The sequence below is a fragment of the Candidatus Methylomirabilota bacterium genome (assembly GCA_035315345.1).
GTDB lineage: Bacteria > Methylomirabilota > Methylomirabilia > Rokubacteriales > CSP1-6 > CAMLFJ01.
Genome location: DATFYA010000090.1, coordinates 1 through 19897 on the forward strand (window position 1 = coordinate 1; position 19897 = coordinate 19897).

18 protein-coding genes are annotated in these 19897 nt (G+C 71.7%); 15 read left to right on the forward strand and 3 right to left on the reverse strand.

What is annotated here, in order from left to right:
* The 7 genes from VKN16_11870 to VKN16_11900 all read left to right on the forward strand — a co-directional run.
* A partial coding sequence (locus tag VKN16_11870) for a branched-chain amino acid ABC transporter permease (GenBank protein ID HME94903.1) occupies positions 1-792 on the forward strand: 792 nt, incomplete at its 5' end.
* Complete coding sequence (locus VKN16_11875; GenBank protein HME94904.1) at positions 789-2540, forward strand: branched-chain amino acid ABC transporter ATP-binding protein/permease; 1752 nt, start codon at positions 789-791, stop codon at positions 2538-2540. The genes VKN16_11870 and VKN16_11875, both read left to right, overlap by 4 nt.
* Positions 2537-3259 (forward strand): ABC transporter ATP-binding protein, encoded by a 723-nt coding sequence (locus tag VKN16_11880; GenBank protein HME94905.1) that lies wholly within the window; start codon positions 2537-2539, stop codon positions 3257-3259. The genes VKN16_11875 and VKN16_11880 overlap by 4 nt, the downstream gene beginning before the upstream one ends.
* Positions 3259-4074 (forward strand): DUF2877 domain-containing protein, encoded by an 816-nt coding sequence (locus VKN16_11885; GenBank protein HME94906.1) that lies wholly within the window; start codon positions 3259-3261, stop codon positions 4072-4074. The genes VKN16_11880 and VKN16_11885 overlap by 1 nt, the downstream gene beginning before the upstream one ends.
* Before the next feature lie 3 nt (positions 4075-4077).
* On the forward strand, positions 4078-5655 hold the full coding sequence (gene fdrA / locus VKN16_11890; protein ID HME94907.1) for an acyl-CoA synthetase FdrA: 1578 nt from the start codon (positions 4078-4080) through the stop codon (positions 5653-5655).
* On the forward strand, positions 5652-7088 hold the full coding sequence (locus VKN16_11895; GenBank protein ID HME94908.1) for a DUF1116 domain-containing protein: 1437 nt from the start codon (positions 5652-5654) through the stop codon (positions 7086-7088). The genes fdrA and VKN16_11895 overlap by 4 nt, the downstream gene beginning before the upstream one ends.
* Positions 7085-8323: an amidohydrolase family protein gene (locus VKN16_11900; protein HME94909.1), complete on the forward strand. Its 1239-nt coding sequence runs from the start codon at positions 7085-7087 to the stop codon at positions 8321-8323. The genes VKN16_11895 and VKN16_11900 overlap by 4 nt, the downstream gene beginning before the upstream one ends.
* 43 nt (positions 8324-8366) lie before the next feature.
* On the opposite strand, the gene VKN16_11905 is transcribed toward VKN16_11900, so the two are convergent.
* From VKN16_11905 to VKN16_11915, 3 genes are read right to left on the reverse strand one after another with little or no spacing between them, the layout of a single operon-like run.
* Entirely contained in the window at positions 8367-9359 is a 993-nt protein-coding gene (locus VKN16_11905) for a zinc-binding dehydrogenase (protein ID HME94910.1), read from the reverse strand.
* Complete coding sequence (locus tag VKN16_11910; protein HME94911.1) at positions 9356-10465, reverse strand: LLM class flavin-dependent oxidoreductase; 1110 nt, start codon at positions 10463-10465, stop codon at positions 9356-9358. Before VKN16_11910 ends, VKN16_11905 begins: the two co-directional genes overlap by 4 nt.
* Positions 10466-10495: 30 nt before the next feature.
* The gene (locus tag VKN16_11915) at positions 10496-11098 is read right to left on the reverse strand and encodes a thioredoxin family protein (GenBank protein HME94912.1); all 603 of its coding nucleotides are present in this window, start codon (positions 11096-11098) and stop codon (positions 10496-10498) included.
* Between the two features lie 160 nt (positions 11099-11258).
* Here VKN16_11915 and VKN16_11920 point away from each other — a divergent pair, with 160 nt between their 5' ends.
* The 8 genes from VKN16_11920 to VKN16_11955 all read left to right on the forward strand — a co-directional run.
* Positions 11259-12038, forward strand: a complete 780-nt coding sequence (locus tag VKN16_11920; protein ID HME94913.1) for a class I SAM-dependent methyltransferase — start codon at positions 11259-11261, stop codon at positions 12036-12038.
* 171 nt (positions 12039-12209) lie between these two features.
* Positions 12210-12752, forward strand: coding sequence for a bifunctional pyr operon transcriptional regulator/uracil phosphoribosyltransferase PyrR (gene pyrR, locus VKN16_11925; protein ID HME94914.1), 543 nt, complete (start codon positions 12210-12212; stop codon positions 12750-12752).
* Positions 12753-12756: 4 nt separating this feature from the next.
* The gene (locus VKN16_11930; protein ID HME94915.1) at positions 12757-13683 is read left to right on the forward strand and encodes an aspartate carbamoyltransferase catalytic subunit; all 927 of its coding nucleotides are present in this window, start codon (positions 12757-12759) and stop codon (positions 13681-13683) included.
* Entirely contained in the window at positions 13680-14954 is a 1275-nt protein-coding gene (locus tag VKN16_11935; GenBank protein HME94916.1) for a dihydroorotase, read from the forward strand. Before VKN16_11930 ends, VKN16_11935 begins: the two co-directional genes overlap by 4 nt.
* Positions 14951-16075: a glutamine-hydrolyzing carbamoyl-phosphate synthase small subunit gene (gene carA / locus VKN16_11940; protein HME94917.1), complete on the forward strand. Its 1125-nt coding sequence runs from the start codon at positions 14951-14953 to the stop codon at positions 16073-16075. The genes VKN16_11935 and carA overlap by 4 nt, the downstream gene beginning before the upstream one ends.
* A 4-nt stretch (positions 16076-16079) precedes the next feature.
* On the forward strand, positions 16080-16346 hold the full coding sequence (locus VKN16_11945; GenBank protein HME94918.1) for a hypothetical protein: 267 nt from the start codon (positions 16080-16082) through the stop codon (positions 16344-16346).
* A gap of 11 nt (positions 16347-16357) precedes the next feature.
* Positions 16358-19567, forward strand: a complete 3210-nt coding sequence (carB, locus tag VKN16_11950; protein HME94919.1) for a carbamoyl-phosphate synthase large subunit — start codon at positions 16358-16360, stop codon at positions 19565-19567.
* On the forward strand, positions 19554-19897 hold a 344-nt coding region (locus tag VKN16_11955), incomplete at its 3' end, for an orotidine 5'-phosphate decarboxylase / HUMPS family protein (protein HME94920.1). The genes carB and VKN16_11955, both read left to right, overlap by 14 nt.

A 19897-nucleotide genomic window follows, 5' to 3' on the forward strand; every position in this document is an offset into this window, starting at 1 on the left:
TGGGCGACCAGCCGCACCATGAACTTCTCGCAGGGGCACGCGGTGATGGTGGGCGCGGTGGTCGCGTGGGCGGTCGTGGTGGCGCTCGGCTGGCCGCTGGCCGTCGGCCTGCTGGTGACGCTCCTGGCCCTCGCCGCCTTCGGGATCGTCGTGGAACGGGTGGCGGTGCGGCCCTTCTTCCGCACCGCCTCGCCGGCGTGGCTGCTCTCGACCATCGCCTGCGGCATCATCGCCGAGAACGTGGCCCAGCTGCTCTTCGGCAAGGACGCGCGCGCGTTCCCGTCCGCGCTCACCCAGCGGCCGATCCTGGTGGGCGGCGCCGGCTTCTATCCTCAGGAGCTGATGGTGCCGGTGGTGGGCCTGACCCTCATGGTTCTCGTGCAGGTCTTCTATCACCGCACGCCGTACGGCCGGCAGCTCAAGGCGGTGGCCTGGAACGCCGAGGCGGCCGGCCTCATGGGCATCCACATCGAGCGCGCGGTCATGGCCGCCTACGCGCTGTCCGCGGTGCTGGCCGGCGTGGCGGGCGTGCTCCTGGCTCCGCTGCTGAACGTGGCGCCCACCATGGGGACGATCATCGGGCTGAAGGCCTTCGCGGTCGCGATCATCGGCGGCCTCGGCTCGGCACCCGGCATCGTCGTCGCGGGACTGGGCTACGGCGTGCTCGAGGCCTTCGTGGCCGGCTACGTCTCCACCGGGGCGCGCGAGATCGTGGGCTTCGCCCTGGTGATCGCGGTGCTGGTGGCGCGGCCCTGGGGACTGCTCGGCCAGCCGCCCGCGAGGCGCGTGTGACTCCGCGCGTGGGCTGGGCGCTGGCGGCCGCCGCGGCGCTCGCGCTGCCCGCCCTGACCGCCAACACGTACTATCTCTACCTCGCGTGCAGCATCGGCCTGCTGACCATCGTCACCGCCGGACTCAACGTGCTCGCCGGATTCACCGGCCAGATCTCCCTCGGGCACGCCGGCTTCTACGCGCTCGGGGCGTACGCGGCGGGCCTGGCCGCCACCCGGCTCGCGGCCCCGCGCTGGGCGGCGGCGATCGCCGCGGTGCTGGTGGCCGCGGTCCTCGGGGCCGCGGTGGCCTCGGCGGCGCTGCGCGTGTCCGGGCCCTACCTCGCGATGGTGACCATCGCCTTCGGCATCATCGTGGAGCACGTGCTGGTGGAGTGGGTGTCGGTGACCGGCGGGCCGGGGGGCATCTTCAACATCCCGAAGCTGTCGGTGGGCGGCTCCTACTGGCTGATCGCCGCGGTGGCCGCCGTCGCGCTCTGGCTCACCGCGAATCTCAGGGGCTCGGCGTGGGGACGCGCGATGCTCGCGGTGAAGAGCAGCGAGGTGGCCGCGGAGTCGCTCGGGCTGTCGGCCTACTTCATCCGCATCACCGCCTTCACGATCTCGGCCGCGCTCGCGGGGCTGGCCGGCGCGTTGTTCACGTTCCTCAACGGCTACATCTCGCCCGACAGCTTCACGCTGCAGACCTCCATCGTCTTCCTGCTCGCCCTGCTCTTCGGGGGTCTCGGCAGCCTCGCCGGGCCGCTCGTCGGCGCAACCGCGCTGACCGTGCTGCCGGAGCTGCTCACCGGGCTGGCCGACTACCGGCTGATCCTGTACGGCTCGCTCCTGCTGATCTCGATCTACTGGCTGCCCGCCGGCGTGGTGGGCGCGATCGCCGGTCGCGGCCGTGCGCGGACGGCGCCGGCCGACATCGCCGCGGACTCCGTCGCCGCCGTCGAGCCCGCGGCCGCCGGTGCCGGTGCCCCGCCGGCATCGGAGCCGGGGGCCCTGCTCGGGATCGAGCGGATCGGCGTCTCGTTCGGCGGCGTGGTGGCCCTCACGGAGGTGACGCTGTCGGTCCCGTCGCGGCACATCGTGGCCGTGATCGGACCCAATGGGGCGGGCAAGACCACCCTGCTCAACCTGATCACCGGGTACTATCGTCCCGACTCGGGCGAGATCCGTCTCGGCGGCGAGGCGATCACCGGGCTGCCGCCCTACGCCATCGCCCGTCGGGGCGTGGCACGCACGTTCCAGACCGCGCAGCCCTTCGACGATCTCACCGTGGTGGACAACGTCATGGTCGGCGTGGCCGGACCCCGGCTCGGCGGCCTCGCGGGAGCCCTGCTCGGCCTGCCGGGTCGCCGCCGCCGCGAGCGGGAGCTGCGCCGGCGGGCGCAGGCCTGGCTCGCGATGCTCGGGCTGGCGGCCCGGGCCGAGGAGCCGGCGGCGTCCCTGCCCGCCGGCCTGCGCCGGTCACTCGAGATCGCCCGCGCGCTGGCCACGCAGCCGCGGCTGCTCCTGCTCGACGAGCCTGCGGCCGGGCTCGCGCCGATCGAGATCGAGACGCTGGACCGGCGGCTCACCGCCTTGCGCGAGCAGGCCGGCCCGGCCATCGTGCTGGTCGAGCACCACATGGAGCTGGTGATGGCGATCTCCGATCGGATCGCCGTGCTGGACTACGGCCGCGTCATCGCGAGCGGCAGCCCGGCGGCGGTGCGCGAGAACCCGGCGGTGATCGAGGCCTACCTGGGGGTCCCGGCGTGAGCGCGCTCACCGTCTCCGGTCTCTCGGTAGCCTGCGGCGGGGCCACCGTGCTCCACGACGTGTCGCTCGAGGTACGCGCCGGCGAGATCGTCAGCGTGGTCGGCGGCAATGGCGCGGGCAAGACCACGCTGCTCAAGACGGTGGCGGGCGTGCTGCGCCCGGCGGCCGGGCGCATCGCGGTGGGTGACGAGGCGATCGGCGGGCGGCCGTCCTGGGAGGTCGCGCGCCGCGGCGTGGTGCTGGTGCCCGAGGGGCGCGGCATCTTCGGCGACCAGAGCGTGCGTGACAACCTGCTGCTGGGCGCGGTGGCCCGTCGAGCCGCACGGGAGGTCGTCGCGCGAGACCTCGATCGCGCGCTCGATCACTTCCCCGCACTGCGGGAGCGGCTGGACCGGCCGGCGGGCGGCCTCTCGGGTGGCCAGCAGCAGATGCTCGCGGTGGCCCGCGGCCTCATGGGCGCGCCGCGCTTCCTCATGCTGGACGAGCCGTCGCTGGGACTGGCCCCGATCCTGGTGCGGGAGATCTTCGCGGTGATCGCGCGGCTGCGCGCCGACGGCGTCACGATCCTGCTGGTCGAGCAGATGGCGGGCCAGGCCCTCGGCCTCGCCGACCGCGCCTACGTGCTCGAGCGCGGACGCGTGACGCTGTCGGGCCCGGCTGCCGAGATCCGGGAGAACCCCGCGGTGGTGCAGGCGTACCTGGGAAGCGGGCGGCGCTGATGGACCGCGTGGTCGCCGTCACGCGCATGAGCCGCGCCGTCGCGGCGCGGCTCGACGCCTGGTCGGGGACGGTCGGACACGTCCACTCGGTGTTCGAGCGCGCGATCAACCTGCAATGGCCCGACGGGAGTCTCCTCGCGCTCCATGGACCCGGGCCCCTGCTGGCGCCGTTCGCCGCCGCGGTCGATGACGTCGAGCCGCTGCGGTGGCTTCGGATCGGCACGCCGGTCACCATCGGCGCGCGACGTCTCGTCGCCGAAGGGCTCTCGATCCCGTGGCCGCGCGTCGAGGTGGTCGATTGCTCGGTCGACACCGCCGGAGGTCGCGGCGGTCGTTCAACGCGGCACCTCCGGCACTGGCGCGGACGCCACTCGGCGAGCCTGGACTCGGCACCGGGAGTCGCCGGCCGCGCGCGCCTGGCGGCGGCGATCCGGGAGCGCGACGCCGCGCGGCTGATCGCGGGCGCGGTGACGCTGCTGGGCCTCGGCGACGGGCTCACGCCGTCCGGCGACGATTGCCTGGTGGGCGCGCTCGCCGTCCTGCACCACGTGGACCGCGAATGGCTGCCGCGCGGAGGAGCCTCGGCCGTGGGCGCGATTGCCGGATCGGCGCTCGAGCGGACGACCACGATCGGACGCGAGTTCGTGCTGCACGCGCTGGCGGGCCGCTTCTCCGAGCCGGTCCTCGCCGTGCTGCGCGCGATCTCACCCGACGAGCAGCGGCGCGCCGTGGCCTGTCTCGTCCGGCTCGGCGCGACCTCGGGCGCCGACACGCTCTGCGGCATGCGGCTCGCCTGCCGGTCGCTCGCGGCCTGAGCCATGGCCTACGCGACACTGATCAAGCGCGGGGCCTATCACGACTCGGTCACGCTGCTGAACCTGGCGCGCGCGCTCCGCGGCCGTCCGGGCGTCCGCGAGGTCGGCGTGGTGATGGGCACGCCCGCCAATCGCGATCTGCTCGCGCAGGCGTCCCTGCTCACCGACGAGGCCGCCACCGCGACCGCCAACGACCTGGTGGTCGTGGTGGACGCCGACTCCGCAGCCATCGCCGGCGAGGCCGCCGCCTCGGTGCAGTCGCGGCTGGCCGAACGCGTGTCGCGGCGGGATGACCGGGGTGGCGGGCGGCCGCGGACCATCGGCGCCGCGATCCGGCGAATGCCGGAGGCGAACCTGGCCCTGATCTCGGTCCCGGGCGCCTTCGCCGCCGCGGAGGCGCGGCGCGCCCTGCACGCCGGCCTCCACGTGATGCTCTTCAGCGACAACGTCAGCCTGGAGGACGAGGTGGCGCTCAAGCACCTCGCCATCGAGCGCGGTCTCCTCCTCATGGGCCCGGACTGCGGCACCGCCTACGTCGGCGGCGTCCCGCTCGGCTTCGCCAACGTGGTCCCACGCGGGCGCGTCGGCATCGTGGCCGCGTCGGGCACCGGCCTGCAGCAGGTGGCCGCGCTGCTGGCCGGACGCGGCCACGGAATCTCCCACGCCATCGGAGTCGGGGGCCGCGACATGGGCGCCACGGTCGGCGGCGCCATGGCCCTGTCTTCTCTCGATCTGCTCGCCGCGGATCCAACCACCGATCTCGTCATGGTGATCGGCAAGCCGCCGGCGCCCGCGGTCGCGGAGCGCGTGCGGTCGCGCCTGCGCGCCATCGGCAGGCCGGCGGTGATCTGCCTGCTCGGGCCGGCCGTGACCGACGGTCGCGAGGGCTCCATCATCACGGTCGCCACCCTGGAGGACGCGGCATTCGCCGCCGATGCCATCCTGATGAACCGGCCTTGGCAACCGCTGGCGTTCTCGGATCCCGATGCGCGGCGCCGAGTCAGCGATGCCCGCCGTCAACTGACCGCCGCCCAATCGAGCGTGCTCGGCCTCTACGCGGGCGGCACCCTCGCGCACGAGAGCCTCCTGATCCTGGACCGGCTGCTGGGCCCGGTCGCGTCGAACCTCACCGATCGGGCGGCGCTGGAGCGGCGCGCGGGCCATCGCGTGCTCGACATGGGCGCCGACGAGTTCACGGTCGGGCGGGCGCATCCGATGCTGGACCCGACCGCGCGCGTCGAGGCGATCCGCGAGGCGGCGCGGCGTACCGACCTGGCGGTGCTGCTGCTCGACGTCGTCCTCGGCCGCGGCGCGGCCATCGATCCCGCCGGGGATCTGGCGGGCGCGGTCCGCGCGGCTCGCGCCGAGGCTCGCGGGCGTGGCCAGGGCCTGGCGGTGGTGGCCACGGTGGTCGGCACCGCGGAGGACCCGCAGGGGCTGCCGGCCCAGGTCGCAACGCTCGAAGCGGCCGGCGCCTGGGTGCTGCCGTCCAACGCGCAGGCCGCGCGGGCCGCCGCGTGCATCGCGGGCGGTGACGTGTTGATCGACTCGCTCCTCGGCGGGCCCGGAGGTCGTGCGTGACCACGCACGGGCGCGCCCTGCTCGCGGACGGCCCTCGCGTCGTCAACGTGGGCCTCGAAGGCTTCGCCGAGGACCTGGACGCGCACGGCGTGCCGGTGACGCACGTGGGCTGGCGTCCCCCCGCGGGCGGTGATGTGGTCATGGCGCGGCGGCTGGCCGCCCTCGACGCGGACATCACGATCGCGGCCGCCAACGAGGCGGTGCTCGCACGGCTCACCGGCGGGCACCCGGTCCTGGTGGACTGCCGTCCGGCCCGCGAGGCGATGGACCTGGAGGACCGCGTCGTGCTCCACGCGGGCCCGCCGCTCGCCTGGGAGCGCGCCTGCCCCACCATGCAGGCGGCCGTGCTCTGCGCCATCCGCTACGAAGGCTGGGCGGCCGACGACGCCGGCGCCCGCCGCCTGGTGGAGCAGGGCGGCGTCAGGCTCGCCCCGTGCCATTCGCGCGGAGCGGTCGGCCCCATGACCGGGCTGATCACCCGCTCCATGCCGGTCTTCGTCGTCGAGAATCGCGCGGGCGACAACCGCGCCTTCGCGACGATCAACGAGGGACTGGGCGCGGTCCTTCGTTTCGGGGCCAATGACGCGCGCGTGATCCGGCGCCTGCAGTGGCTCGCGGAGGAGGCGGGGCCCCTCCTGGGCGCGGCGCTGCGCGCGGGAGACGGCGTCGACCTGCGCGCGCTGATGAGCCAGGCGCTGCGGATGGGCGACGAGATGCACCAGCGCAACACCGCGGCCTCGGCACTGCTGACGCGTCTCCTGATGCCGGCGGTGGCGCGCGCGACCGCCGAGGCGGCGGCGATCGCGCGGCTCGCCGAATTCATCGCCGGCAACGATCAGTTCTTCCTCAATCTCGCGATGGCCGCCGGCAAGGCGATCACCGACCCCTGCGTGGGTGCGGGGCCGTCGACCCTCCCCTCAACTCTGGTGGTCACGATGGCCCGCAACGGCACCGACTTCGGGATCCGGGTGGCGGGGCTGGGCGACCGCTGGCTGACCGCGCCGGTGAACGTGCCCGACGGCCTCTACTTCGCCGGATTCGGGCCCGCCGACGCGAACCCGGACATCGGCGACAGCGCCATCGTCGAGACCATCGGGCTCGGCGGCGCGTCGATGGCGGCCTCGCCGGCGGTGGCCGGCTTCGTGGGTGCGGGCGGCCTGCGCGAGGCGCTCGCCCTGACCGAGGAGATGGCCGAGATCTCGGCGGGCGAGCACCCGCACTTCCGCATCCCGACGCGCGACGACCGCGGCGCGCCGGTGGGCATCGACATCCGCCGCGTGGTCGAGACCGGCATCACGCCGCTGATCAACACCGGCATCGCGGGCCGGCAGCCGGGCGTGGGCCAGATCGGCGCCGGAACGGTCCGCGCCCCGCTGGCCTGCTTCGAGCAGGCGCTGATCGCCATGGCCGAGGCGCGCGGCGTGGCGGGATGACCGGGCCGCTCGATCTGCTGCTGCGGGAGTGCCGTCTGCCCGACGGCCTCGTGGCGGACATCGGCTGCCACGGAGGCCGCATCGTCGCGATCGGCCGGCTCTCGCGGCGATCGGCGGCACGCACGATCTCCTGCGAGGGGCGCGCGGTGACGCCCGGGCTGGTGGACGCGCACATCCATCTCGACAAGGCGCTGCTCACCGAGCGGGCGCCAAGCCGGGAGGGCTCGCTGGCCGAGGCCCTGCGGGTGACCGGCGCGGAAAAGCGCCGCTTCACTCGAGCAGACATCCAGGCCCGCGCCCGGCGCGTGCTCGACATGGCGGTGCGCCAGGGCACCACCGCGATGCGCAGCCACGCCGAGGTGGATCCCATCGTGGGCCTGATGGGCTTCGAGGCGCTCGCCGCGCTCAAGCGCGAGTACGCCCCCGCCATCGACCTGCAGCTCTGCGCCTTCGCCCAGGAGGGTATCCTCCAGGCGCCCGGCACCGAGGCGCTCCTCCGCGAGGCGCTGCGGGCGGGCGCCGACCTGGTGGGAGGCGTGCCCTACAACGACACGGACGCGCGCCGGCACATCGACATCGTGTTCGACCTGGCCGCCGAGTTCTCCGTGGACGTCGACTTCCACACCGACTTCTTCGACGAGCCGCAGCACCTGCACGCGCGCTACATCGCCGAGCAGACGCTCCGGCGGGGCTGGCAGGGTCGCGTGGCCCTCGGCCACATGAGCGAGATGGCGGCGCTGCCGCCCGACGAGCAGGAATCGCTCGCGCGCCGGCTCGCCGAGGCCGGCGTGGCGGTGATCGTCCTGCCTGCGACCGATCTGTACCTGATGGGGCGCAAGGACGTCCGCAGCGTGCGCCGCGGTCTCGCGCCGGCGCGACGGCTGCTCGGGACCGGGGTCACGGTCGCCGCGGCGACGAACAACGTGCGGAACGCGTTCACCCCGTTCGGGACCGCGGGCCTGCCGCTGATGGGGTACCTCTTGGGCGTGGCCGGCCACCTGGGCGGTCAGGCCGACCTACCGTTGCTCCTCGACATGCTCACCACGCAGCCGGCGCGAATCCTCCGCGTGCCCGACTACGGCCTGGCGGTGGGCTGCCGCGCCGATCTCGTCGTCTGGGACACCGACCGCGCCGACGAGATCATCACCGCGCTCGCCCCCTGCCATCTCGTGACCAGGGCCGGACGCGTGACCCTCGAGCACACCCGCTCCCTCACCGAGTCCTGGCGCACCTAGATCGGGGTCAGCGCGAAATGTCGTTTTGCAAGACCTGACCCCGTCAGGGGGTGATGATGGTCTTGGCGCCGCGGCCGGCGGTGGCGTGGGCGAAGGCGTCCTCGATGCGCTCGAGCGGGAATTTTGCGCCGATCAGGCGCTTGATGCCGAGCTTGGGGAGCGCGGCCAGCGCGCGGCGAAAGGCGGTGCCGCGGCCGTAGGCCCCGTGGATCCTGATCTCGCGGAAGTGCACGTCGAAGAGGTCGATGGGCATGCGGCTGCCCTTGGGATTCACCCCGACGAGCTGGAGCACGCCGCCGGGCTTCACCATCGCGACGGCCTCGGCGACGAGATCCGGCTTGCCCACCGCCTCGCAGACCACCTCCGCGCCGCCCCCGTCCGTGAGGGCCATCACGCGCTCGTGCAGGCTCTCGCGCGCGGGATCCACCACCACGCGGGCGCCCAGCTTGCGCGCGATCTCCCGCCGCTCCTCGAGCGGGTCCGAGAGGATCAGCCGCCCGGCGCCGCGGCGGCGGGCCAGCGCCATCGTCAGCAGCCCCATGATGCCGCCGCCCATCACCACCACCGTCGCGTTGCGCGGCATGCGGAACATCTCGAGCCCGGAGAGGCAGCACGAGGCCGGCTCGGCCAGCGCGGCGGTGACCGGGTCGAGGCCTTTCGGCAGCGGGTGCACGCAGCTCACCGGGAGCGCGGCGCGCTCGGCGAAGCCGCCGACACGCGTGGCCCGGGCGCACTGGCTGATGCGGCCGTGGCGGCAGTGCAGGCAGTCCCCGCACCCGTAGGACGGCTCGCAGGCGACGGCTCGTCCGATGAGACGGCGGCTCACCCCGCGGCCGACGTCGCGCACCACGCCCGAGTACTCGTGGCCCATGATCATGGGCGGCGTCCACGGGAACAGCCCCTGGGTCGCGTGCACGTCGGTGCCGCAGATGCCCGCGGCGGCCACGTCCACCACCACCTGCCCCGGGCCGGCGACCGGATCGGGCGCCTCGTCCAGGGTGAAGCGGGCGTCGCCCCGCCAGGTGGCGACCTTCACGCCCGGGGCGTCTCCGCGTGCTGCGAGAACTTGGGCATGACCTGGGTGGCGAGCAGCTCCATCGAACGGCGCCACATCTCGGGTCGGTCCCAGTCGTGCCCGCCCATCAGCAGCGTGCCGAAGTGTCCCGTCTCCTCGCGCAAGGCGACCAGCTGCTCGAGCACGCGCCGCGGGCTGCCCGCGATGACGAGGGCGCGCTTGATCATGTCCACCGTGACGTCCTCGTCCGGGACGATCAGGTCCGGCTTCAGCATGAAGAGCGCCTTGCGGCCCTTCGAGAAGCTGTGGTGGAAGAACTGGTAGTAGAACGACAGGCCGTTGTCCGGGTCGGCCAGGTACTCCTCGGCCAGGGCGTCGCTCTCGGTCACCAGCACGCTGCGCGAGACGCGCCAGACGCTGGGGTCCGGCCGCCGCCCCGCCCGCTCACAGCCCTCCACGTACTTCTCCCAGTGGCCGCGCAGGTAGCGGCGGTGGAAGAACTGGCCGGAGACCGGGATCCAGCCCCGCTCGCCCGCGGTGACCGCGCTGTTCGAGCTCGGAGTGAGCAGCGAGAGCGCGATGGGCGGGTGCGGCCGCTGGTACGGGCGGGGCACGTAGCCGACCTTGTACTCCGGCCAGATCCCGTTCTTCAGCGAGATCTTCCAGAAGCGGCCGTCGATCTCGTAGGGCGGATCCTGGGCCCACAGCTTGAGCACGGTGTCGATCGACTCGACGACCATCTGGGGGCGCAGCTCGGCCTGGCCCACGTCGAACATCTCCAGGTCGCTCACGAGGCCACCCGGGCCGATGCCCATGATGAAGCGGCCGCGGCAGAGCTGGTCGAACATGGCGGCGTGCGCGGCCACCGTGGCCGGGTGCAGCTGGGGCAGGTTGATGACGCCGGTGCCGAAGCGGATCTGGGTGGTGCGGGGAATGAGCGACGCGAAGAAGATGAGGGGCGAGGTGATGCGCTCGCTCCACGACGAGAAGTGCTCGCCCACGAAGGCCTCGGTGAAGCCGAGCCGGTCGGCCAGGACGATGGCCTCCTGGTCTTCCTCGAGGATGGCGGTGTACTCGCGATCCGGATGGTGAAACGGCATGGTGAACATGCCGAGCTTGACCGTCATCGAGGCCTCCGTGGGCTCACGAGTTGTGAGCTACTTCTTGCCGGCCCGCGCCTCGAGCAGGAGCTTCACCTCGGCGGCGGCGGCGCGCCAGAGCGTCCCGCCCGGCTTGTCGTACTCGGCCTGCACCTGCTTGCGGAACTCGTTCATCGCCGCGTCCTGCTGCTCCTTGGGCGCGCCCTGCGGCACCGCGCCCAGGGTCTTGGCCCGGATGCCGGTGCTGGCCGCGGTGGCCCCGTGCGCGCGCTCCATCCAGCGGCCGATCTCGTTCCAGTCCTTGTCGAAGAAGACCACCACCGGGATGGACTGGTAGCCGTTGTTCAGGAAGGTGTCGCGCAGGTCCGGCACCTGGTCCCGGAAGAACACGCGCAGCTCGGCGCCCGGGATCGCGTCCACGAGGTGGGCGATCAGCGGCGAGTTGCGGTGGACGTCGCCGCACCAGTTCTCGGCCAGCATCATGACGTACTTCACGCCGGTGACGCCGCTGAAGAACTTCTGCTCCTCGTCGGTGAGCTTGGAGTTGGCGTAGTTCTGCTCGGTGCGGGCCCGGGTGTCGCCCATCTGGCCCATGTAGTCCTTCCAGGTGAGCCCGGTGGCAAAGCGCTTCGCGTCGAGGGGAATCTGGAGTTGAGCCATTTCGTCGACCTCGCTTCGGTGAGTGGTGGTTTGGCCCTTGCTACGGTTTACTACGAAGGCTCTTCTTTTCGGCGCGTACTGCAAAACCCTTTCACGGCCTTTCGTATGGTCGCCTGGCCTTCGGCTCCGGCTCCCAAGGGCGGAGTATACTACGGCGCCAATGGCTCGGCTCGCCGCGGTGAAGCGCCGACCGGAGTGGTTCACGCGCTTCTTCGACACCGCGTACGTCGCCCAGCTGCGCGAGGAGAAATCGGCGGCGGACACCCGCGCCGAGGTGGACTTCCTGGTCCGGCGCCTGCGTTTGCCCCGCGGCGCGCGAATTCTCGACGTGCCATGCGGATACGGCCGCCACGCGGCCGGCCTGGCCCGCCGCGGCTACGTGGTGACCGGCGTGGATCTCTCGCGCGCGATGATCGCGGAAGGCCGGCGGCGCTTCCCCGAGGGCCCGCGGCTCCGGCTACGGCGCGCGGACATGCGCCGCATGGACTTTCACGCCGAGTTCGACGCGGTGGTGAACCTCTACACCAGCTTCGGATACTTCACGCCGGCCGAGAACGCGCGGGTCCTCCGCCGAATGGCCCGCGCGCTCAAGCCGGGCGGGCGTCTGATCGTCGATCATCGCGATCCGGTCCACGACGCCGCGGTGCCGGGGCGACTCTGGTACCGCGCGGGTCGCCGGCGCTTCATCCTGGAGCACCGACGCTTCGATCGGCGCACCGGCATCGTGGACACCACCCAGCTCGTGCTGACCGACGGGCGCCGCGGGGCGGTGCAGCGCCGCTTTCGCATCCAGGAGTTCTCCCTGGCCCGCTGGCGCGGCATGCTCCGACGCGTGGGGCTGCGGCTGCTCGGCGCGTATGCGGGCTACGACGGCCGCCGCTACCGGCCCGGCGCGACCGGGCGGCTCATCGTGGTCGCGGAGCGGCCGATGCATCCTTGACAGGCCCCGAGAGGCGACGTACAGTACGAGCGACATCACGATTCACTCTCCTTTAAGCAGGCCCTGCGAGGCCGGCAAGGAGCAGACGATGACGCACTCGACGAATATCGGCAGCGTCCCGCCCCGTTCGGGGCATTTTTTTTGCCCGCCCGCATGGGTCCCCCGGCCGGCATGAGCTCCCGCGAGAAGGCCCAGGTCCTGGACGAGACCGGTCTCGACCGGGCGCTGACCCGCATCGCCCACGAGATCGTCGAGCAGGCGGGCGGCGGCGAGGACGTCGTCCTCGTCGGCATCAAGACCCGCGGGGTCACCCTGGCCGAGCGGATCGGCGCCAAGATCGCGGCCATCGAGGGCACCAAGCCGTCGGTGGGCGCGCTCGACATCACGCTCTACCGCGACGACCTGCGACTGAAGGCCGAGCAGCCGGTGGTGCGCAGCACCGAGATCAGCTTCCCGATCAAGGGTCGCACCGTGGTGCTGGTCGACGACGTGCTGTTCACCGGGCGGACCATCCGGGCCGCCATGGACGCGCTCATGGACCTGGGGCGTCCACGCATCATCCGGCTCGCGGTCCTGGTGGACCGCGGCCATCGCGAGCTGCCCATCCGACCCGACTACATCGGCAAGAACCTTCCCACGAGCCGCCGGGAATCGGTGGCCGTGCTGCTCCGCGAGCACGACGGCGTGGACCGCGTCGTCATCCAGGAGGACTGAGCCCATGGGCTGGAAGCGCAAGGACCTGCTCGGCATGCAGGACCTCGACGCGACGGAGATCACCGACGTGCTCGACACCGCGGCCTCCATGAAGGAGATCGCCACCCGCGAGATCAAGAAGGTGCCGACCCTTCGCGGAAAGACGGTCGTGAATCTGTTCTACGAATCCTCCACCCGCACCCGGACCTCCTTCGAGATCGCGGGCAAGTGGCTCTCCGCCGACGTGATCAACTTCTCGGCGTCGGGCTCGAGCGCGGAGAAGGGGGAGAGCCTGCTCGACACCGCGCGGAACATCGAGGCGATGAGCCCCGACGTGGTGGTGGTGCGCCACAGGGCCTCGGGCGCGCCCGCCCTCCTGGCCCGCCACCTGCGCTGCGGGGTGATCAACGCGGGCGACGGCGCCCACGAGCATCCCACCCAGGCGCTGCTCGACCTCATGACGATCCGCGAGAAGAAGGGGCACCTCGAAGGGCTCAACGTGACGATCGTGGGCGACGTGGCCCACAGCCGGGTGGCGCGCTCCGACATCTTCGGGATGCGCAAGATGGGCATCACGGTCACGGTGGCCGGGCCGCCCACCCTCATCCCCGCGCAGTGCCAGGAGCTGGGCGTGAAGGTCAGCCATCGGCTCGAGGAGGCCATCGCCCACGCGGACGTGATCATGATGCTGCGCCTGCAGCACGAGCGCATGCAGGGCGGCTTCATCCCGTCCATTCGCGAGTACTCGCGCGTGTGGGGACTCTCCCTGGCTCGGCTGGCGCCCTGCCGGCCCGACGTGCTGATCATGCATCCGGGCCCGGTGAACCGGGGCGTCGAGCTGGCCCCCGAGGTCGCGGACAGCCGGTACTCGGTGATCCTCGAGCAGGTGTCCAACGGCGTCGCGGTGCGCATGGCGGTGCTCTATCTGCTCGCCGGGAGCAAGAAGGCATGAGCCTGATCATCCGCAACGGCCGGGTGGTCGATCCATCGAGCGGCACCGACGCTCAGCAGGATGTCTGGATCGCGGACGGGCGCATCCACAAGGTGGGCAAGGCGCTCAAGGTGCCCGCCGGCGTCGAGGTGATCGACGCGGCCTCGAAGGTGGTGTGCCCGGGCTTCATCGACATGCACGTGCACCTGCGCGAGCCGGGCTTCGAGTACAAGGAGACGATCGCCTCCGGGACGCGCGCGGCCGCCGCGGGCGGGTTCACCGCGGTGGCCTGCATGGCCAACACCTTCCCGGTCAACGACAACCGCGCGGTGACCGACTACATCCTGGCCCGCGCGAAGGTCGAGGGGGTGGTGCGCGTGTATCCCATCGGCGCGGTCACCCGCAACCTCGAGGGCAAGCAGCTGGCCGAGATGGCCGAGCAGGCCGAGGCCGGCTGCGTGGCCTTCTCCGACGACGGCCAGTGCGTGATGAACGCGGAGCTGTACCGGCGGGCGATGGAGTACGCGCTGCCGTTCGGCACGCCGGTGATCAGCCACGCGGAGGACTGCCACCTCGCCCACGACGCGCCCATGCACGAAGGCATCGTCTCCACCGAGCTGGGGCTCTCCGGGCAGCCGGGCGCGGCCGAGGACGTGATGGTCGCGCGCGACATCATCCTGGCCGAGCTGACCGGCGCGCACCTGCACATCGCCCACATCTCGACCGCGGGCGCGGTGCGCCTGGTGCGCGATGCGCGGGCGCGCGGAGTCCGGGTGACCGCGGAGGTGACGCCGCACCACCTGCTGCTCACCGACGACGCGGTGCGGAGCTACGACCCGAACGTCAAGATGGCGCCGCCGCTCCGGACCAAGCGGGATGTCGAGGCGTGCCTGGAGGCGCTGGTGGACGGCACCATCGACTGCGTGGCCACCGACCACGCCCCGCACGCGCTGGCCGAGAAGGAGGGCGAGTTCGCGGAGGCGGCCAACGGGATCGTCGGGCTCGAGACCGCGGTGCCGCTGCTGCTCGACCGCCTGGTCCGGCCCGGCGTGCTCGATCTGCCGACGCTGGTCACGCGGCTCAGCGCCGCGCCGGCGCGGCTGCTGGGCCTGCCCGGCGGCACGCTCGCGCCGGGCGCGGGGGCCGACGTCACGATCCTCGACCTCGAGCAGCCCTGGTCGGTGAATCCGGCCGCGTTCCAGTCGCGCGGCCGCAACACACCCTTCGCCGGCTTCACCGGCACCGGCGCGCCGTGGATGACGCTGGTCGGCGGCGTGAAGGTGACCCCGTGACGCGGCCCGTCCTGCTCGCCCTCGCCGACGGCCGCCTGTTCCGCGGAGAGGCCCTCGGCGCGACCGGCGAGGCCCACGGCGAGGTGGTCTTCAACACCTCGATGACCGGCTACCAGGAGATCCTCACCGATCCCTCGTACCGCGGCCAGATGGTGTGCATGACCTACCCGCTGATCGGCAACTACGGCATCAACCCGGAGGACGTCGAGTCGCGCCGACCCTGGCTGTCCGGCTTCATCGTCAAGGAAGCCTGCCCGTTCCCATCGAGCTGGCGGTCGCGGGTGCCGCTCGACGACTACCTGCGCGAGCAGGGGATCGTCGGCATCCAGGGGATCGACACCCGCGCGCTCACCCGTCATCTCCGCGATCACGGCGCGCAGGAAGGCATCATCTCGACCGACGAAACGGACGGCGAGCGGCTCGTCGCGCGCGCCCGGTCGCTGCCCGGCCTGCTCGGCCGCGATCTCGTCACCGAGGTCAGCGTGGACGCGCCGCACCGCTGGACGGAGGGCCCCTGGGACCTGGCGCGCGGCTACGTCGCACCCGCGCCGGCGCGGTTCCGAGTCGTCGCCTTCGACTCCGGGATCAAGCAGAACATCCTCCGCTGCCTGGCCGGCCTCGGGTGCGATGTGGAAGTCATGCCGGCCGACACCACCGCGGCCGCGGTGCTGGAGCGAAAGCCCCACGGCATCTTCCTCTCCAACGGGCCGGGCGACCCCGAGGCGGTGCCGTACCTGGTCGAGACGGTGCGCGGGCTCATCGGCCGCGCGCCGATCTTCGGCATCTGCCTGGGCAACCAGATCCTGGGGCTCGCGTTCGGCGGCAGCACCTACAAGCTGAAGTTCGGCCACCACGGCGGCAACCACCCGGTGAAGGACCTGCTCACCGGCAAGGTCGAGATCACCGCGCAGAACCACGGCTTCGCGGTCGACCCGCACTCGGTCGAGAAGGCCGGGCTGGTCGAGACGCACGTCAACCTCAACGACGGCACCTCGGAGGGGATGCGCCACCGCGAGCTGCCGATCTTCTCGGTGCAGTACCACCCGGAGGCGTCGCCGGGTCCGCACGACGCGCACTACCTGTTCCGTCGCTTCGCAGACCTCATGACGAAGGGAGGGTGACACGATGCCCAAATACCTCATCGCCTACCGCAAGACCGAGGAATCGGGCCAGAAGCCGGAGTGGGCCGTCTTCACCACCGACAGCGACCTGAGCCTCGAGGCCCACGCGGTGCGAGAGCGCGTCGAGAAGCGCATGAGTGTGCTCGGCGAGAAGCTCTGGGGCAACGGCGAGACGGTGTGGATCGGCAACGGCCGTCTCGACGACGTGCTCTATCGGCGCGACGAAGCCGCCCCCGAGACGTCCGTCGTGTACGGGACCATCGACGCCTAGAGCCCTCGCGCGTGCCCAGGCGTAGCGACCTCCGGAAGATCCTGCTCATCGGCTCCGGGCCGATCGTGATCGGCCAGGCCTGCGAGTTCGACTACTCGGGGACCCAGGCCTGCAAGGCCCTCCGGGAGGAGGGGTTCGAGGTGGTGCTGGTGAACAGCAACCCGGCCACCATCATGACCGACCCCGAGATGGCGGATCGCACCTACGTGGAGCCGCTGACCCCGGAGTTCGTGGCCAAGGTCATCGCGCGTGAGCGGCCCGACGCGATGCTGCCCACCGTGGGCGGGCAGACCGGCCTCAACCTGGCGGTGGCCCTCGCGGAGGACGGCACGCTGGACCGCTACGGGGTCGAGCTGATCGGCGCCAAGCTGCCCGCGATCAAGACCGCGGAGGATCGCAACCTCTTCGGAGCGGCCATGGAGCGCATCGGACTCGCGATGCCCAAGGGCTTCTACGCCAAGAGCCCGGACGATGCGCTGGCCGGCATGCGGCAGCGCCGCATGCAGTTCCCCCTGATCATCCGGCCCTCGTTCACCCTGGGCGGCACCGGCGGCTCCATCGCGTACCACCCGGAGGAGCTGGAAGCGGCGATCAAGTGGGGGCTCCAGCAGAGCCCGGCCCAGCAGGTCCTGGTGGAGGAATCGGTCATCGGCTGGAAGGAGTTCGAGCTCGAGGTGATGCGCGACTCGAAGGACAACGTCGTCATCATCTGCTCGATCGAGAACTTCGACCCGATGGGCGTGCACACCGGCGACTCGATCACGGTGGCGCCCGCCCAGACCCTGACCGACAAGGAGTACCAGCTGATGCGCGACGCCTCCCTCGCGATCATCCGCGAGATCGGCGTCGAGACCGGCGGCTCCAACATCCAGTTCGGCATCAACCCGGCGGACGGTCGCATGGTGGTGATCGAGATGAACCCGCGGGTGTCGCGTTCCTCCGCGCTGGCCTCGAAGGCCACCGGCTTCCCGATCGCCAAGATCGCGGCCAAGCTCGCGGTGGGCTACACCCTGGACGAGCTGCGCAACGACATCACCCGGGAGACGCCCGCCTCGTTCGAGCCGGCCATCGACTACTGCGTGGTCAAGTTTCCGCGCTGGGCCTTCGAGAAGTTCCCGGAGGCGGACCAGACCCTGACCACCCAGATGAAGTCGGTGGGCGAGGTCATGGCCATCGGCCGCACCTTCAAGGAGGCGCTGCAGAAGGCGGTGCGCTCCCTCGAGCAGGACCGCTGGGGTTTGGCGCTGGCGGTGGCGGATCTCGACGAGCTGCGTCAGAAGATCCGCATCCCGAACGCGGACCGCTGCTTCGCGATCGGTGAGGCCTACCGGCGGGGGCTCTCCACCCGCGAGCTCTACGAGCTGTCGGCGATCGACCCGTGGTTCCTCGAGAACATCCGCCAGATCGTGGAGTACGAGCCGGTCATCGCGGCCGCCGGGCTCGCCGACGCGGCGATCCTGCGACGGGCCAAGCAGATGGGATTCTCCGATGTGCGCCTGGCCCAGCTGGTCGCAGCCACCGAGGGCCAGGTTCGACACGCCCGGGTGGAAGCCGGCATCCAACCCGTCTATAAGATGGTCGACACCTGCGCGGCCGAGTTCGAGGCCCATACCCCGTACCTCTACTCGACCTACGAGGAGGAGGACGAGGCTCCGCCCACTCCGCGGGAGAAGGTGATCATCCTGGGCAGCGGGCCGAACCGCATCGGCCAGGGCATCGAGTTCGACTACGCGTGCGTGCACGCCGCCTTCGCGCTGAAGGACGCGGGGGTCGAGGCGATCATGGTCAACTGCAACCCGGAGACCGTCTCCACCGACTACGACACCTCGGACCGCCTCTACTTCGAGCCGCTCACCTTCGAGGACGTGATGAACATCGTGGAGCGCGAGCGGGCGCGCGGGGTGATCGTGCAGTTCGGCGGCCAGACCCCGCTCAAGCTGGTGGTGCCGCTCGAGCGCGCGGGGGTGCCGATCCTCGGCACGCCCCCGGACGCCATCGACCGGGCCGAGGACCGGCAGCGCTTCGCCGACCTGCTCGACCGCCTGGGGCTCAGCCAGGCGCCCGGCTCCACCGCACGCTCCTTCGAGGAAGCCACCCGGATCGCCGACACCATCGGCTACCCGGTCCTGGTGCGTCCCTCCTACGTCCTGGGCGGGCGCGCCATGCAGATCGTCTACGACGAGGCGGACCTGCGCACCTACATGACCGAGGCGGTGCGGGTGAGCCCCGAGCATCCCATCCTCGTGGACAAGTTCCTGGAGGACGCGCTCGAGATCGACGTCGACGCCATCGCGGACGGCGAGCGGGTGGTGGTGGGCGGCGTCATGGAGCACGTGGAGAAGGCGGGCGTGCACTCCGGCGACTCGGCCTGCGCGCTGCCCCCCTACTCGCTGGGCGACGATCAGATCGAGCGCATCCAGGCCCAGGCCCGCGCCCTCGCGGCGGAGCTGGGCGTCATCGGCCTGCTCAACATCCAGTTCGCGATCAAGAACGAGCAGGTCTTCGTGCTCGAGGTGAACCCGCGCGCCTCACGCACGGTGCCCTTCGTGTCCAAGGCCATCGGGGTGCCGCTGGCCAAGCTGGCTACCCGGGTCATGCTGGGCGCCACGCTCCAGTCGCTGGGCTTCGGGGAGGAGCGCGAGGTTTCCCACATCGCGGTGAAGGAGGCGGTGTTCCCCTTCATCAAGTTCCCGGGCGTGGACACGATCCTGGGGCCGGAGATGAAGTCCACCGGCGAGGTGATGGGCATCGACTACGACTTCCGGAAGGCCTACGTGAAGTCGCAGCTCTCCGCCGGCTCGCCCCTGCCCACCTCCGGCAAGGTCTTTCTCTCGGTGAAGAACCGCGACAAGCGGGCGGTGCTGCAGATCGCCAAGCGGCTGGCCGAGATGGGTTTCAGCCTGGTCGCCACCGTGGGGACGGCCAAGCTGCTGCAGCGGCAGGGCATGACCGTCGAGGTGGTCCACAAGGTCAACGAGAACTACCGGCCGAACATCGTGGACCTGATGAAGCGCGGTGAGATCGCGCTCGTCTTCAACACCCCCGAGGACGGCCGCGCCCGCCGCGACTCGTATCTCATCCGGCGCACCGCGGTCACCCAGAACATCCCCTACTACACCACGGTGGACGGAGCCCAGGCCGCCATCGGCGGCATCGAGGCCCTCCTCAAGGGCGAGATCTCCGTGAAGCCACTGCAGGAGTACTACCATGGACGCCCGTGACCGCCTGATCGTCGCCCTCGACGTGGAGAGCCTGGCCGAGGCCGAGCGGCTGCTCGATCGACTGCAGGGCCTGGCCACGCGCTTCAAGATCGGCTCGCAGCTCTTCACCGCCGCGGGTCCGCCCGCGGTCGAGCTGGTGCAGAAGCGCGGGGCCGAGGTGTTCCTCGACCTCAAGTTCCACGACATCCCCAACACGGTGGCGGGCGCCTGCCGCTCGGCCGCGCGGCTCGGCGTGTGGATGCTCAACGTGCACGCGAGCGGCGGGAGCGCGATGATGCGCGCGGCGCGCGAGGCGGTGTCGGGCTTCGCGAAGCCGCCCCTGGTGATCGG

What these genes read in the sequence shown, in the direction of transcription:
- VKN16_11885 (HME94906.1), top strand. Translation starts at nt 3,259, where the DNA reads ATGGACCGCGTGGTCGCCGTCACGCGCATGAGCCGCGCCGTCGCGGCG.
- fdrA (HME94907.1), top strand. Translation starts at nt 4,078, where the DNA reads ATGGCCTACGCGACACTGATCAAGCGCGGGGCCTATCACGACTCGGTC.
- VKN16_11900 (HME94909.1), top strand. Translation starts at nt 7,085, where the DNA reads ATGACCGGGCCGCTCGATCTGCTGCTGCGGGAGTGCCGTCTGCCCGAC.
- VKN16_11910 (HME94911.1), bottom strand. Translation starts at nt 10,465, where the DNA reads ATGACGGTCAAGCTCGGCATGTTCACCATGCCGTTTCACCATCCGGAT.
- VKN16_11915 (HME94912.1), bottom strand. Translation starts at nt 11,098, where the DNA reads ATGGCTCAACTCCAGATTCCCCTCGACGCGAAGCGCTTTGCCACCGGG.
- VKN16_11920 (HME94913.1), top strand. Translation starts at nt 11,259, where the DNA reads ATGGCTCGGCTCGCCGCGGTGAAGCGCCGACCGGAGTGGTTCACGCGC.
- pyrR (HME94914.1), top strand. Translation starts at nt 12,210, where the DNA reads ATGAGCTCCCGCGAGAAGGCCCAGGTCCTGGACGAGACCGGTCTCGAC.
- VKN16_11930 (HME94915.1), top strand. Translation starts at nt 12,757, where the DNA reads ATGGGCTGGAAGCGCAAGGACCTGCTCGGCATGCAGGACCTCGACGCG.
- VKN16_11935 (HME94916.1), top strand. Translation starts at nt 13,680, where the DNA reads ATGAGCCTGATCATCCGCAACGGCCGGGTGGTCGATCCATCGAGCGGC.
- VKN16_11945 (HME94918.1), top strand. Translation starts at nt 16,080, where the DNA reads ATGCCCAAATACCTCATCGCCTACCGCAAGACCGAGGAATCGGGCCAG.